The sequence below is a fragment of the Roseburia sp. AF12-17LB genome (genome assembly GCF_003479605.1).
GTDB lineage: Bacteria > Bacillota > Clostridia > Lachnospirales > Lachnospiraceae > Roseburia_C > Roseburia_C amylophila.
On the sequence record NZ_QUHR01000006.1, the window covers coordinates 1 to 16,169 of the forward strand.

Sequence of the window (16,169 nt, forward strand, 5' to 3'; positions counted from 1 at the left end):
ACAGGATATGAATCACCATCAAAAACGATGGATAATCTCCTATTATCCATCAAAAAGAGACATCCCTTCAGAATGTCTCTTCATGTAGCTGTCATAAACTTTCATTTTTCAACTTTTACCCCACCCTGAAATCCTTCCTCGGATGCTTGTTCATCAGAATGTCCCGCTGCTTTGCTGTGGAAACATGGGTGTAGATTTCTGTGATGTGGATGGAACTGTGCCCCAGCATTTCCTGGATGTAGCGGATGTCCACATCGGCTTCTAAGAGGCTGGTGGCGAAGGTGTGGCGGAACATGTGCGGAGTGATGTGCATATCAATGGAAGCAAGGCTGCAGTATTTCCGGATGGTTCGGCGGACGTACTGGGCGGAGAGCGGACGCCCTGCCTGGTTGACGAAGAAGCGGTTGGTACGCTTAATATCAGGAAGGTAACATTTCCAGTATTCCAGCAGGGTGTGGACAACATCGTCATTGCCAATCTGGAGGAGCCGCTCTTTGGAACCTTTGCCGAAGATAAGCAGAGTCCGGTTGGAAAGGTTGATGTCATCCGGTGTGATGGAACACAGCTCAGAGATTCGGATGCCGGTGGCGAAGAGCAGCTCGATAACAGCAGCATCCCGGAGCGCATTTTTACGCTGGAAATCGGTGGCAGCGTGGGAGTATTGGTGATAGATAGAAGATAAAAGCAATTCAATCGTAGGAAGCGGAATGGTTTTAGGCAGAATCACCGGTTCCCGGAATTTGATATGCAATTTGTTAAAAGGGTTGGAGACAATGCGGTCGCGGTAGTCGAGGTAGTGGAAAAAGGCTTTGAGGGAGGCAAGCTTTCGCTTTACGGTTTTGGGCTTGAATTGTTCATGAAGGGTGGCAACATAGGACTCTAATATAGCAGGAGAGATGTCAGATATACTGGAAGCAGAAGGAAAGGCAGCCGCAAGGCTGGTACCAAACTGTGTAAGGTCGATGCGGTATGCTTTTAAGGTTTTGCCATCAAGGCGTTTCTGGGTGCGGCAGTAGGTTAAATACTGGTTCATTTCAAAGTTAAAATCATGCATAATAAATACTCCTTTGTATGTGGCAGGAGGCTGTCCTGCCTGAATATAGATATAAGAGTATATCATAGAAAAATTTTTTATAAAAATTTCCAACTTCATATTGACAATTTGAAATCCCAAGCGTATTATGAACATATGAACAAATGCTCATATGTTGAAACGAGCTGGAGGTGAGAGGATGGCAATGAACGATGTAGAATGCTGCGAAGAAAACTGCATTCATGCAGAGCTTCTTAAGAAGGCACGGGAGAAGATGCCGGATGAAGATGAATTATATGATCTGGCAGAGCTTTTTAAAGTATTTGGTGATTCTACCAGAATCCGGATCCTGTTTGTATTATTTGGCTCGGAAGTATGTGTGTGTGATCTGGCAGAGACGTTGAACATGACGCAGTCAGCAGTATCCCATCAGCTTAAGATTTTAAAACAGGCGAAGCTGGTAAGCAGCAGGCGGGAAGGAAAATCCGTATTTTATTCACTGGCAGATGAACATGTAAGAACCATTATCGACCAGGGCAGAGAACATATTGAAGAATGAGGAGGATATTATAATGAAGAAAAAATTTAAATTGGAAGACTTAGACTGTGCAAACTGTGCAGCAAAAATGGAAGATGCAATCAAGAAAATCCCGGGAGTCAATGATGCAGTAGTAAGCTTCATGACACAGAAAATGACCATCGATGCAGAAGATGAGCGTTTTGAAGAAATTATGGATGAAGTAGCCAAAGTATGTGCAAAGGTAGAACCGGACTGCCGGATTCTGCGATAGGAGATAGCTTATGACAAAGAATCAGAAAAAAATGCTGGAACGTATTCTGGTTACTGCAGTGCTGTTTGTAGCACTTCTGGTATTGGAACACGTTGGTGTCTTAGAACAGATTACACAGCCAGTCCTGATTTTTATTATTTATCTGGTACCATACCTTTTGATTGGCTATGATATTATATTTAAAGCGTTCCGGAATATCAGTCATGGACAGGTATTTGATGAGAACTTTCTGATGATGATTGCAACATTTGGCGCATTTGGTGTACGGGAGTATTCCGAGGGTGTTGCAGTTATGCTGTTTTATCAGATTGGAGAACTTTTCCAGGGCTATGCCGTTGGAAAATCCAGACAGTCCATTGCAGATATGATGGACATTTGTCCGGAATATGCCAATGTGGAAGAGGATGGCAAATTAGTCCAGGTAGATCCGGATGATGTGGAAATAGGCACTGTCATTGTGGTAAAACCGGGCGAGCGTATTCCATTGGATGGAATTGTAGTAGAAGGTGAGTCCATGGTCGATACCGCGGCACTGACCGGAGAATCTGTTCCAAGAAGAGCAGCAGAAGGTGATGAAATCATCAGCGGCTGTGTCAATGGAAGCGGTACTTTAAAGGTAAAAGTAACAAAAGCATTCGAGGATTCCACAGTATCCAAGATTCTGGAACTGGTGGAGAATGCCAGCAGCAAGAAAGCAAGAGTGGAGAACTTTATCACCAGATTTGCAAAATATTACACTCCGGTTGTTACCATTGGAGCAGTAATTCTTGCAATCCTGCCACCGATTATTTTAGGCGGCGGCTGGGCTGAGTGGATTCAGAGAGCCTGTATTTTCCTTGTTATTTCCTGCCCGTGTGCCCTTGTAATCTCAGTCCCATTGGGATTCTTCGGTGGTATCGGAGCATCTTCTAACTTAGGTGTTCTGGTAAAAGGAAGTAACTATTTAGAGGCAGTGGCTGAGATGACCACTATCGTATTTGATAAAACCGGTACACTGACCAAAGGCGAGTTCAAGGTATCTGAGGTACTTCCGGTAAATGGAAGTAAAGAGGAACTCTTAGAGCTTGCAGCCCATGTAGAAGGATATTCTAATCATCCGATTGCTAATTCCATGCGTGAAGCCTATGGCAAAGAACTGGATATGAACCGGGTAAATGGAACGGAAGAAATTGCCGGACATGGAATTCATACATTTGTAGATGGAAAAGAAGTATGGCTTGGAAATGCCAAAATGATGGCAGCCCGGAATATTTCCTATACCGAAAACAGCAGTGCTGGAACCGTAATTTATGTTGCGGTAGATGGCGCATTTGCCGGAACCATTGTAATTTCCGATTCCATTAAGGAAGGCGTAAAAGAAGCTATCCATAGCATGAAGAAGGTAGGCGTGAAGAAATGCGTTATGCTGACCGGAGACCGTAAGGCAGCAGCACAGGCAGTAGCAGATGAACTGGGACTGGATGAAGTGCATGCAGAATTACTGCCGGGTGACAAAGTAAGTCAGGTTGAGGCACTTCTGAAAGAACAGCATGAGAAAGAAAAACTTGCATTTGTGGGTGATGGCATCAACGATGCACCAGTACTGACCAGAGCAGACATTGGAATTGCAATGGGAAGTATGGGTTCCGATGCAGCCATTGAAGCTGCAGATGTAGTTCTTATGGATGATGATGTGCGAAAGATTGCATCTCTTGTGAAGATTGCAAGAAAGACACTTTCCATCGTGCACCAGAATATCGTATTTGCACTTGGCGTAAAAGCAATTGTGCTGATACTCGGTGCATTTGGTATTGCCAATATGTGGGAAGCAGTATTTGCAGATGTAGGTGTATCTGTCATTGCAATTTTAAATTCCATGCGGACACTGCACATTGCAAAGAAATAGTATAAAGGCGTTTATTGAGAAAAAGAATCAGTAAACGCCTTTCTTTTACCAGGAAGATAGCCTATACTAACAAAAGTTACAAAAAGCTAACAGGAAGTTGGAAATAGTACAACATTGGGAAAGAGGGAAGCAGGAGTAACAAAATAAAAGAACTGAAAAAAGAGTCAGAAAAGAAAAAGGAGGATGAATATGTTTCTGGAGATTCAGGATTTGAAAAAAAGTTTTGGACAGGGAGAGGCAAAAACAGAAGTTTTGAAGGGAATTAATTTCTCTGTTGAAAAAGGTGAGATTTGCGTATTGTTAGGACCGTCTGGTTCCGGTAAATCAACACTTTTGAATATTATCGGAGGAATTGACAGTGCAGACAGCGGCTATATTTCCATCAATGGAGAGAAAACAGCAGATATGAACGAAAAGGCACTGACGAATTACCGCCGCCGCCATTTAGGATATGTATTTCAGATGTATAATCTGATTCCAAACCTCAATGTGAAGGAAAATATCGAGGTAGGAGCATATCTGAGTGATAAATCATTAGACATTGACGAATTGCTTAAGACACTGGGACTATATGAGCATCGTCATAAGCTGCCAAACCAGTTATCCGGTGGACAGCAGCAGCGCACAGCCATTGGCCGTGCTATTGTAAAGAACCCGGATATCCTGCTCTGTGATGAGCCGACCGGAGCACTGGATTACAATACATCCAAAGAGATTTTGAAGCTGATTGAGGATGTAAATCAGAAATATGGAAATACCGTTATTATGGTTACCCATAATGATGCCATCAAAAACATGGCAGACCGTGTCATTAAGCTGCGTGATGGACAGATTCGAAAGGATTACACCAATGAAGTGAAGATTCCTGCACAGGAACTTGACTGGTAAAGGCGGTGATGAAAGTGAAGAGTCCATTAAGAAAACGAATTCCAAGGGAATTGAAAACAGATTTTGGAAAATATCTTGTGATTTTCCTGTTCCTGACAGCTACTATCGGATTTGTATCGGGATTTCTGGTGGCAGGAAGCAGTATGATAACTGCCTATAATGAGAGTTTTGAAAAGTACAATATTGAAGACGGTAATTTCGAACTGATGGAAGAAGCTGACGATACGCTGCTTACAGAACTGGAAAAAGAAGGCGTAACAATTTATGAGAATTACTATCTGGAAGAAGAGGTGGTAAATGGCAAGTCAGACAGTACCCTCCGTATTTTTAAACCGAGAAACGAAGTGGATAAAGTATGTCTGATGGATGGAGAAATGCCGCAGCAGGAAGATGAAATTGCAATTGACCGGATGTATGCGGACAATAATTCCTTAAAAGTAGGAGACACCATTAAAGTAGGCGGCGAGAAAAAGACCATCAGTGGTCTGGTGGCATTATCGGATTACAGTGCGCTGTTTTCCGATAGCAAGGATCTGATGTTTGATGCCATAAAATTTGGCGTTGCCATTGCCACAGAGGATGCCTTTGATGCTTATGGTACCGGAAATCTCCATTACAGCTATTCCTGGAAATATGAAAAAACTCCGGCTGATGATACGGAAGCAAAAGAGAAAGCAGAAGATTTTATGAAAGTGCTGGGCAGTAAGGCGGCAATAGCAGCATACATACCGGCATTTTCCAATCAGGCAATTCATTTTACGGGAGATGATATGGGCGGAGACAAAACAATGGTAATGACGTTGTTATATATCCTGATAGCGATTATGGCATTTGTCTTTGCAGTTACCACCAATAATACGATTACAAAAGAAGCGGCAGTCATCGGAACGCTGCGTGCATCCGGCTATACCAGAGGAGAACTGCTGCGGCATTATCTGCATCTTCCGGTATTGGTGACAATCGTAGCAGCAATTATTGGAAATATACTTGGCTATACCGTATTTAAAAATATGGTAGCAGATTTGTACTATGGAAGCTATAGTCTGCCGACCTACCATACCATCTGGAATGGGGATGCGTTTATCCTGACAACGGTGATTCCGGCAATCATAATGATTGTTATAAATCTGCTTTTGATTTCTTCCAAACTGCGTATTTCACCACTGAATTTTCTGCGCAGGGATTTGAGCAGAAGAAAGCGGAAAAAAGCAGTAAAACTGCCGCATTTCAAATTCTTTAACCGGTTCCGTATCCGTATTATTTTACAGAACCGTGCGGGCTACCTGACTTTATTTATCGGTATTGCTTTTGCAGAAATTCTGCTGGTTTTCGGCATGATGATGTCACCACTTTTAAACCATTATCAGGATGAAGTGCTGTCCCACATGCTTGCAGATTATCAGTATGTATTAAAAGCGCCGGTTCCAACGGAAACAGATGGCGCAGAGGCTTATCTTGCCGGTAGTTTAAAGACAATGCCGACAGAATTCAGCAGCGAAGAGGTCAGCGTCTATGGAGTTGAAAAAGACAGTGCTTATGTTGATATTGATTTCCCAAAAGAAGGTGTTTACATTTCGGATAGTTATGCAGAAAAATACCGGCTTGCAGAAGGCGATACTATTGAGTTAAAGGAAACTTATGGAGATAAGAAATACATGTTTAAGGTGGCTGGAATCTATGAGTATCCGGCAGCAGTGGCAATTTTTATGCCGGAAGAGGAATATCGGGATGTATTTGACAAAGAGGAGGATTATTTCAATGGATATTTCTCCGATAAGAAGATTACCGATATTGAGGATGCCTATATCATGACGACCATTACAGAAGATGACCTCACCAAGGTATCAAGACAGCTTGATGTATCTATGGGCGGCATGTTCTATCTGATGAATGTATTTTCTGTTGCATTGGCAGCAATCCTTATTTACCTGATGACAAAGCTGATTATCGAGCGGAATGCTTCATCCATATCCATGGTTAAGATATTGGGTTACAACACCCGAGAAATCGGGAAATTATATCTGACAGCCACCACCTGGATTGTGGTGATATCCGTTATTCTGGGTGAAGCAATTGCTACCGAGACCATTAATGTCATCTACCGGGCAATGATGAGTGATTACTCCGGCTGGCTGAGCATCTACTATGACCCGAACATCTACTGGAAGATACTTCTGATGGTACTGGCGGCATACTTCGTAGTGGCATTGTTCTGCCTTCGGAAGATTCGGAAGATACCAATGGATGAAGCTCTGAAGAATGTAGAGTAGAACTTGAAAATGTAATATTGCAGCGAAACTGCTGGTATTTTTATACAAGTATATTTTCATCCCACCCAGCCAAACTAAAACCATATCAAACTAACTGAAATTCTTAATATGATAAAGAATTCTCACCACGCACATTTTGTGTTGACAACAGAAATGTAATTAGTTATGATAAACACAAGTTAGAAATAACTAACTAGAACGAAAGGAAAAGAAGCTATGAGTACAGAGATTCTGGAAATTGTACAACAGATGGATTTACACAATGCAGAGACGCAGTTAGCGTTACAATGTGCCCCATTGATCGCAGGAGTAAAGATATCCAATCTCTTAGTCGTTTCAACAGGCATGGAGGATGCGGTAAAACAGTGCCTGAGAAAATCCGGAATTTCATTCCTGCTACTGCTCAGGACCAGGGAAAAAGCTCGTTACCTTCTTTTTCGGAAGAAACCGTTGGAGGCGTATCTGATGCGTAAAGAGATACGGGAGCTGCTGCAGGAGTCCGGTTATCAGGACTTTACGCTCGGAAATATTCTCAGTACGTTTCAGAAACGTTACCAGGGTTATATGTGCGGAGAACCTGGTTTTCCTCATGAAATGGGAGTGCTGCTTGGCTATCCGGTAGAAGATGTAAGAGGATTTATGGAACAGAATGGACAGAATGCACTCTATCAGGGTTACTGGAAAGTGTATGCGCACGTTCCGGAAAAGAAACGTCTTTTCGCACGCTATGATATGGAAAAAGAGACCATCATCCAGCTTCTCTCCAATGGAGTGGGAATGCGGGACATCATTGGTATTTATAATGACAGCATGCCGCAGAAAGCGGCTGTTTAGGAGGTAGAAAAAATGAGTAAGATTCAGGTAGTTTATTGGACACAGTCAGGAAACACACAGGCAATGGCTGAGGCTGTTGGAAGAGGAATTGAAGCAGCTGGCAAAGAAGCAGAGGTTGTTGATGTAAGTACAGCTGATATGGATGCATTAAAAGCTTCTTCCGTATTTGCAATGGGATGTCCTGCAATGGGTGCAGAAGTCTTAGAAGAAGGCGAGATGGAGCCATTCGTTGAAGAAGTAGAAGGCTTTGCAGCAGGAAAGAAAATCGCATTATTCGGTTCTTACGGATGGGGCGATGGACAGTGGATGCGTGACTGGGTAGACCGTATGACAAGCGCAGGAGCAACCGTTGTAAATGGTGAAGGTGTGATTTGTCAGGAAGCACCGGATGACGATGCAGTCGCTGCATGCGAAAGTTTAGGCAAACAGTTAGCAGGAATGTAAATTCCAAAAAACAAAATCATTTCCGTAGGGTACAAACAAATTGTATTATATATCATAACCAGAAGAAGTCTTGCAGAAAACTGCAAGGCTTTTTCGCTTTACAGGAAATTGCTTTCCTGTAAAGTGAAAAACGCTCCGCGAGGATGCGCACTGCGGCGTATAAGGTAGATGTCGCAAGCGACCGCCGCAGGCGCGAGAATGTGTCAGGGCACATTCTTTGTTACGTTTTGAAAACAGCTGCATATACTGATATGAAGGACTGGAAACAGGTGAAAGAATGAAAGTATTGAATCCGGGAGAACGCTCCGTGCTGGTACAGTATGTGCAGCTGGCATTAAACCGTGCGGGATATGACATAAGGAAAGATGGAATTTTGGGAGAGAATACCTGCAGGGCATTGCGGCAGTTTTTAAGGAAAAAGGGCGGGGAAGAATTTAACTGTAAAATAGATGATGTAGTGTGGGGAAAGCTTTTCCCTTATTTAAAAGGATATACGATGCATGAAATAAAATCCGGTGATACATTATGGGGTATTGCGGCAAATTATGACACCAGTGTATCAGCGATTATGACAGCCAATCCAACAGTAAATCCGCTGGCACTGCGGACCGGAAGTATTCTTGCAATTCCATTCTCTTTTTCGCTTGTAGCAGAAGATGTGGCTTACACTTCTTATCTCAATGACTGGATATTGGAAGGGCTTACGGTACGCTATCCTTTCTTGGTTCAGGGAAATATTGGAAAAAGTGCGATGGGAAAGGAAATCCCCTATCTTCGGATTGGAACAGGAGAGCGGGAAGTCTTTTACAGTGGAGCATATCATGCCAACGAATGGATTACTACACCGGTCCTGCTTAAATTTGCGGAAGAATATGCCCATGCATTTGCAGCGGGACGCATGCTTTATACTGTGCAGGCAGCGTGGCTTTTTTATGGATTTTCCCTGTATCTTGTTCCCCTGGTAAACCCGGATGGCGTGGATTTAGTGAATGGAGTATTAGAAGAGGGTGCATCCTTAGAAGAGGCAGAGCGCATTGCAGCTGATTATCCGAAGATTCCATTTCCGGATGGATGGAAAGCCAATATAGAAGGAATTGATTTGAATCTGCAATTTCCGGCGGGCTGGGAAAATGCCAGAAACATTAAATTTGCCATGGGATTTACAACACCGGCACCAAGAGATTATGTGGGAGAGGCTCCCCTTGTGGCACCGGAAAGCCGCAGTGTCTATGAATTTACAAGAGCTCATAATTTTTCGTTAATTCTGGCATATCATGCACAGGGAGAAGTGATTTACTGGCGGTATCTTGACTATGAACCGGCAGATTCCAGAAGAATTGCAGAATACTTTGGCGAGGTCAGCGGATACCGGGTGGAAGAGACACCATCTGCGTCGGGTTATGCTGGTTTCAAAGACTGGTTTATTCAGGAATACAATCGTCCCGGCTATACCATTGAGGTGGGAATGGGTGTAAGCCCGCTTCCAATGAGCCAGTTTGCCGGAATCTATGAAGATAACCGTCTGATTTTAGAAGGCGGAATGACGGAACTTGTGCGATAACCGGGGATGTGTTATATTGTAGCAGAGAAAAGTTGAGGAAACTGGAGCGTAAGATGAACACAGCATACAGCTATGAGATACAGCCGCTGGATGAACATTCCATAAGCATAGAGCGTGTATATGGGACGACACCGGTTGTTGTAATTCCAGAACAGATAGATGGATTCACAGTAAAGAGAATAGGCGCATATTGTTTTTCGGAAAGCAAACATGTTCCGGCAGATGCCGTTACCATCGGCGAAGTGGACAGTTTTATGAAGGCATTATGTGGAAATGATATCGAAGAAATTTCTTTGCCGGATTCCGTGGAACAAATCGGGAATCTGGCATTTTATAATTGCCGCAAATTACGAACACTTACCTTGGGGCGTTTCTTAAAAGAATTAGGAAGCGATGCCTTTATGAACTGCCGGAGCTTAAAGCGGCTGGTGCTTCGTTCTTCCATGGAAGAAGCCAGTGGCGCACAGCTTATCTTAAATCAGGTTCGGGCTGATTTGGAAGTGGAATTTAAGGAAGCCTTATTTTTCTATCCGGAATATTACGATTCCTATGAAGAAATCGGACCGGCACATATATTTGCACTGAATATTGCGGGGGAAGGTTTCCGGGCAAGACAGTGTTTTCATGAGCGGATGGTAGATGCCGCCGCATACGATATGATATTTGAGCGGATCTGCATTGAGGAGAAGATGTGGACTGCAGCCAGAATGGCACTTTGCAGACTGGCATATCCGGTGGAATTAAAGGAAGAAGCCCGTGAACGTTATTTTTCTTATTTAAAAGAACATGCCAGTGAGGTATGTGATGTTTTGATTCAGAAAAAAGATTTAGCATTATTAGAGCTGATATGCCGGCTTCAGGTGGTGGAGCGGAGTGGAATCACTGCATTAATCGAGCAGGCGGCAGAAGCCGGCTGGGCAGAAGGCAGTGTCAGCTTAAGCAGCTGGCAGCAGAAATATTATAAGGAAGAAGCAGCTTCTTCCTGTTATGATATTGAGTGGTAAAAACAGCAGAAAATTAAGAAAATATGCAGTGGCAGAAAGGAGTAGAAGATGGCACATATTAAGACCCAGACCGAATGGGAAAATGATATGTCTGTAAAAATCTTGCAGCATGCAAGAAGTGAAATCTATCTGGATTTGCGATATCTTGATGTGGCACTTTCTGCATTGAAGCCTCAGGCAATGGAAGGCTTAGAGACAATGGCTACGGACGGAGAGAGTCTCTTTTTCTCAGCAGGACAGGTAATACGCGTATTCCGGAATAATCCGGCATTTATGAACCGGGCGTACCTGCACACGATATTGCACTGTATTTTTTCACACTTATTTTTAAAAGGAAACAGAGATACGAAGCTTTGGAATCTTGCCTGCGATATTGTAGTGGAGCAGACCATTGACGGCATGGACAAGCCCTGTACCAGGCGCGCATTAAGCTTTCTGCGGCAGCAGACCTATGAAGCGTTGAAGGGTGAGGGGCGGATTTCAGCAGCAGTGGTATACCGCTGGCTGCGGGGAAAATCCATGGAAGAGCTTCTTACCTTAAATCATGAATTTTATACGGATGACCACCGTTTCTGGAAAGAGGAAACCGGCAATGGCGCGGCATCTGCGGCCAGAAATAAATGGAATAAGATAGCAAGGCAGACCAGTATGGCGAAGAAGCGGCATGGAGATGAGCCGGAAAAGGGAGAAGAACTTCTGATGACACAGATCAGTGCTGCGAAAAGCCGCCGGAGTTATAAGGAATTTTTACAGAAATTTTCCATACTACAGGAAGAATTAAAATGCAATCCCGATGAGTATGATTTGAATTATTATACCTATGGGCTGCGGCTTTATAAGAATATGCCCCTGATAGAACCGGTGGAGAGCCGGGAAGTAAAGAAAATCCGGGAATTTGTAGTGGTGGTAGACACCAGTTATTCCACCAGCGGCAGTTTAATCAAAGGCTTTTTAAATGAGACATTTGGCATTTTATCCCAGCAGAACAGCTTCTTTCGAAGATGCAGAATCCGGATTATCCAGTGCGATGATAAAGTGGAAATGGATGAGGTAATCAGCAGTCAGGAAGAAATGGAGCGGCTGCTAAAAAGCTTTCAGGTAGTGGGCGGCGGAAATACAGATTTTCGACCGGCGTTTACTTATGTAAACCAACTAATCAAAGAAGGAAGTATCCGGCATCTGGATGGACTCTTGTACTTTACCGATGGCAAGGGCATTTATCCGGTAAAGAAGCCGGAATATAAGACCGCATTTTTATTCTTGGGAGCCTATGATGAGACGGCAGTACCACCATGGGCAATGCGGCTGCAACTGGAGCCGGGAGAGCTGGAACAGAATGCATGAGAGAAATAATATAGATTGGAAGAAAACAGATGAATATCAAACAGGCAAAGGAAGAAATCAAACATACCGTAACAGCATATTTGAAAAAGGATGATGAGGGCAGATATAAGATTCCTCTGATTCGTCAGAGACCGGTCTTATTAATGGGACCGCCGGGAATCGGCAAGACCCAGATTATGGAGCAGATTGCAGAGGAGTGCAAAATCGGACTGGTAGCATATACGATTACCCATCATACCAGACAGAGTGCAGTGGGACTTCCTTTTATCAAAGAAATGGAATTTGCAGGCAAAGAGTATTCCATAACGGAATATACCATGAGTGAGATTATTGCCAGCGTATACCGGAAAATCGAGGAAGGCTGTCCGGAAGGAATCCTTTTCATTGATGAGATTAACTGTGTGTCAGAGACACTGGCACCGACCATGTTACAGTTTTTGCAGTGCAAGACCTTTGGTAATCAGGCAGTGCCGGAGGGCTGGATTATTGTTGCAGCAGGCAATCCGCCGGAATACAATAAATCGGTGCGGGAATTTGATATGGTAACCTTGGACCGTGTCCGCTGTATGCAGGTAGAGGCAGACCTTGGTGTTTGGAAAGCTTATGCCAGATCAAGACATATCCATGGTGCAATTTTAAGCTATCTTGAGCTTCGTCCAAAGAATTTCTACCGGGTGGAAGCAGATGTAGACGGCTTGCAGTTTGTCACAGCAAGAGGCTGGGAGGACTTAAGCATTTTGATGCAGACCTATGAAGAAATGGGGCTTCCGGTAGATGAAACCGTTGTAGGAGAATTTTTACACCATAAGGATGTGGCAGAGGATGCGGCAGCATATTTTGATTTATACCAGAAATATAAGGATGACTATGGAATTCCGTTAATATTGGAAGGAAAGATTCGGCCGGAAGTATTTGCCCGGATTTATGATGCAGCTTTTGATGAAAGACTCAGCGTGGTCAATCTTTTGTTGGACGGATTACAGAATCTGTTCCGAAGCTATGGAAAAGAAAAGGCTAAGACAGACCGCGACTTTGCAGCCTTGAAAGAGTACCGTAATTCCGAAGGGGCAAAGAAAGAAGTTTTTGAGGAAAAAAAGGCAGCCTTTGATATCCAGAGAAAGACATTAGAAACAATCGAAGAAAAGACCGCAGCAGCCTTAGAGCATGCGTTTGATTTTATGGAGCAGGCATTTGAGGGCGGCCAGGAAATGGTGGTATTTGTAACAGATCTTGCTACCGTGGCAGAATCCGCAAGATTCTTAGCCGAGCACAACTGCGACCGCTATTTACAGTATAATCAGGAACTGCTGATTGGAAGCAAGCGGGCAGAGCTTTTAGCCGAGCTGAACCGGGACTAGTTGTACAGCGTAAAAAAATGTCAGAAAGGATACCTTTAAATATGAAGAAGCTGGTAATCGGAATTCTTGCACATGTAGATGCAGGAAAGACAACATTATCGGAAAGTATGTTGTATACAAGCGGAAGCATACGCCATCTGGGAAGAGTGGATAATAAGGATGCATATCTTGACAATAATGCCATGGAGCGGGAGCGTGGAATTACGATTTTCTCAAAGCAGGCAGAATTTTCCTGGAAAGATATGGCAATCACTTTATTGGATACACCGGGGCATGTGGACTTTTCTGCGGAGATGGAGCGGACCCTTAAAGTGCTTGATTATGCAGTGCTGGTCATCAGCGGAGCCGATGGTGTGCAGGGACATACCAGAACGCTGTGGCGTCTGTTAAAACTTTATCAGGTTCCGGTATTCTTATTTATCAATAAAATGGATCAGCCGGGAGCGGATAAAGAGGCTCTTTTATGGGAAATCAAGGAGCATTTGGACAGCAACTGCATTGACTTTACACAGGAGCAGAACGAAGGCTTCTATGAAGAGGCGGCTATGTGCGAAGAAGCAGCCATGGAGAAATTCTTATCGGAAGGAAGTCTTGCATCCAATGACTTTGCACAAATGATTGCAAAGAGGGAACTTTTCCCCTGCTATTTTGGCTCTGCATTAAAGGTGCAGGGTGTGGAAGAACTGTTAGACGGGCTTTACGAATATGGCAGGACACCTCAGTATCCGGATAAATTTGGTGCTAAAATCTTTAAGATTGCAAGAGAAGAACAGGGAAACCGGCTGACTTATCTTAAAGTGACCGGAGGAACTCTTCGTGTAAAGGACATGCTTAATGGCAAAGCCGGAGAAGAAGAGTGGGCGGAAAAGGTCAATCAGATCCGTATTTATTCCGGAGAAAAATATGAGGCAGTATCCGAGGCGGCAGCAGGTACAGTCTGTGCAGTTACGGGGCTTACGAAGACTTATCCGGGTGAAGGGCTTGGTATAGAAGAAGAATCAATTCTTCCGGTCTTAGAACCGGTACGCAGCGTGAAAATGGTTCTGCCGGGGGAAGTTCCGGTGGCGGTCATGCTGCCAAAATTAAAGCAGTTAGAGGAAGAAAATCCGGAATTGCATATTGTATACCGGGAAGAAACCGGAGAGATTATCGTAAAGCTGATGGGTGAAGTGCAGCTTGAAATCCTGCAGAAATTAATCAAAGAACGTTACGGAGTTGTGGCGGAATTTGGAGAAGAGAAGATTATCTATAAAGAAACCATCCGCAATACCGTAGAAGGAGTCGGACATTTTGAACCACTGCGCCATTATGCGGAAGTACATCTTCTGTTAGAGCCGGGTGAGCGCGGAAGCGGACTGTGTTTTCAGACAGACTGCAGTGAAGATATTTTAGATAAGAACTGGCAGCGGCTGATACTGACCCATCTTGCAGAGCGGGAACATAAGGGCGTATTAACCGGTTCTGCCATTACTGATATGAAGATTACCGTAGTGTCCGGCCGGGCACATCCAAAGCATACCGAAGGCGGCGATTTCAGGCAGGCAACTTACCGGGCGGTAAGGCAGGGGCTGATGGAAGCAGATTCTGTATTGTTAGAGCCATATTATGCATTCCGTCTGGAAATACCGGAAGAATGTCTGGGTCGTGCAATGCATGATATGGAGCAGCGTAACAGCAGAATGGACGCTCCGCAGATAGAAAATGGAATGGCACTGCTCACCGGAAGCGGTCCGGTATCGAAGCTTTCGGATTATCAGAAGGAATTAAATACCTATGCCAAAGGGCGTGGCAAATTCTTCTGCACATTGCAGGGCTACGAGGTGTGCCAGAATCAGGATGAGGTGGTAGAAGCTATCGGTTATCAGCCGGAGGCAGATTTATATAATACATCAGATTCTGTATTCTGTGCCCACGGAGCGGGCTATCTGGTGCCGTGGTATGAAGTAAAAGAGCACATGCATATGCCATCTGTTTTAGAAGAAGATGGCGGCACAAAAGAAGAACGGATAAAAGTCCACCGTCCCGGCGTAGTAGAGGATTGGGTAGATACCGATGAAATCGATGCTATTTTAGAAAAGACCTTCTATGCCAACCGGCAGGAAGGAAAACGCAAAAACGGTGTTGTGCGAAAACGCAAAGCAGAAAACAATGCACCAACCGTCCGTACTTACCACAAGCCGGAAAAACTGGAACGCTATCTACTGGTGGATGGCTACAATGTAATTTATGCCTGGAAGGATTTACATGAACTGGCAGAAGTGAATCTGGATGGAGCCAGAGGCAAATTGCAGGACATTCTCTGCAACTATCAGGGCATCTTTGGTGGCGAAGTCATTGTGGTGTTTGATGCATACCGCCTGACCGGACATAAGACAGAACAGTTGGACTATCACAATATCCATATTGTCTTTACCAAAGAGGCAGAGACAGCAGACCAGTATATCGAACGATTTGCCCACGAACATCACAATCATTATGATGTAACGGTTGCAACCTCCGATGGCTTAGAGCAGATGATTATCCGCGGCCAGGACTGCAAGCTGATATCTGCCCGGGAGTTTGAACAGGAAGTAAAACGGGCGAATAGCACCATGTGGGATAATTACCGGAATGGACAGAATATTTTCTGATAAATATTGCCATGGCATGGAAAAAAAGCTATGATAGAAAAAGAGTTTTACTCGGGTGATTACGATAGAGGAAAACAGGATGCAACCATTGTATCTGCCATTTGACAGATGTTTCTTTTGTAACAGG

The 16,169-nt window shown here is 44.0% G+C and carries 13 protein-coding genes; 12 read left to right on the forward strand and 1 reads right to left on the reverse strand.

What is annotated here, in order from left to right:
• Positions 1-115: 115 nt before the first annotated feature.
• Positions 116-1,054 (reverse strand): tyrosine-type recombinase/integrase, encoded by a 939-nt coding sequence (locus tag DWV68_RS08495; RefSeq protein ID WP_118665522.1) that lies wholly within the window; start codon positions 1,052-1,054, stop codon positions 116-118.
• Between the two features lie 178 nt (positions 1,055-1,232).
• On the opposite strand from DWV68_RS08495, the gene DWV68_RS08500 reads away from it, so the two are divergent.
• The 12 genes from DWV68_RS08500 to DWV68_RS08555 all read left to right on the forward strand — a co-directional run bounded on the left by DWV68_RS08500 (position 1,233) and on the right by DWV68_RS08555 (position 16,042).
• A complete protein-coding gene (locus tag DWV68_RS08500; RefSeq protein ID WP_117698030.1) occupies positions 1,233-1,592 on the forward strand; it encodes an ArsR/SmtB family transcription factor in 360 nt (119 codons plus the stop codon).
• Positions 1,593-1,605: 13 nt separating this feature from the next.
• Complete coding sequence (locus DWV68_RS08505; protein ID WP_117698031.1) at positions 1,606-1,824, forward strand: cation transporter; 219 nt, start codon at positions 1,606-1,608, stop codon at positions 1,822-1,824.
• A 10-nt stretch (positions 1,825-1,834) separates the two neighbouring features.
• Positions 1,835-3,709 (forward strand): heavy metal translocating P-type ATPase, encoded by a 1,875-nt coding sequence (locus tag DWV68_RS08510; protein ID WP_118665524.1) that lies wholly within the window; start codon positions 1,835-1,837, stop codon positions 3,707-3,709.
• A 189-nt stretch (positions 3,710-3,898) separates the two neighbouring features.
• The gene (locus DWV68_RS08515) at positions 3,899-4,597 is read left to right on the forward strand and encodes an ABC transporter ATP-binding protein (protein WP_117698032.1); all 699 of its coding nucleotides are present in this window, start codon (positions 3,899-3,901) and stop codon (positions 4,595-4,597) included.
• 8 nt (positions 4,598-4,605) lie between these two features.
• The gene (locus DWV68_RS08520) at positions 4,606-6,867 is read left to right on the forward strand and encodes an ABC transporter permease (protein ID WP_334294526.1); all 2,262 of its coding nucleotides are present in this window, start codon (positions 4,606-4,608) and stop codon (positions 6,865-6,867) included.
• Positions 6,868-7,083: 216 nt separating this feature from the next.
• Entirely contained in the window at positions 7,084-7,701 is a 618-nt protein-coding gene (locus DWV68_RS08525) for a DUF3793 family protein (RefSeq protein WP_117842031.1), read from the forward strand.
• Positions 7,702-7,713: 12 nt separating this feature from the next.
• Positions 7,714-8,145: a flavodoxin gene (locus tag DWV68_RS08530; RefSeq protein WP_022243985.1), complete on the forward strand. Its 432-nt coding sequence runs from the start codon at positions 7,714-7,716 to the stop codon at positions 8,143-8,145.
• A gap of 277 nt (positions 8,146-8,422) precedes the next feature.
• The gene (locus DWV68_RS08535; protein WP_118665528.1) at positions 8,423-9,706 is read left to right on the forward strand and encodes a M14 family metallopeptidase; all 1,284 of its coding nucleotides are present in this window, start codon (positions 8,423-8,425) and stop codon (positions 9,704-9,706) included.
• A gap of 53 nt (positions 9,707-9,759) precedes the next feature.
• On the forward strand, positions 9,760-10,710 hold the full coding sequence (locus tag DWV68_RS08540) for a leucine-rich repeat domain-containing protein (RefSeq protein ID WP_118087601.1): 951 nt from the start codon (positions 9,760-9,762) through the stop codon (positions 10,708-10,710).
• 48 nt (positions 10,711-10,758) lie between these two features.
• Positions 10,759-12,054 carry a vWA domain-containing protein gene (locus DWV68_RS08545; RefSeq protein WP_118087600.1) on the forward strand — a complete coding sequence of 432 codons (1,296 nt, stop codon included), beginning with the start codon at positions 10,759-10,761 and terminating at the stop codon, positions 12,052-12,054.
• 29 nt (positions 12,055-12,083) lie between these two features.
• Positions 12,084-13,412, forward strand: coding sequence for an AAA family ATPase (locus DWV68_RS08550; protein ID WP_118087599.1), 1,329 nt, complete (start codon positions 12,084-12,086; stop codon positions 13,410-13,412).
• 41 nt (positions 13,413-13,453) lie between these two features.
• Entirely contained in the window at positions 13,454-16,042 is a 2,589-nt protein-coding gene (locus DWV68_RS08555) for a translation factor GTPase family protein (protein WP_118665530.1), read from the forward strand.
• Positions 16,043-16,169: the final 127 nt, after the last annotated feature.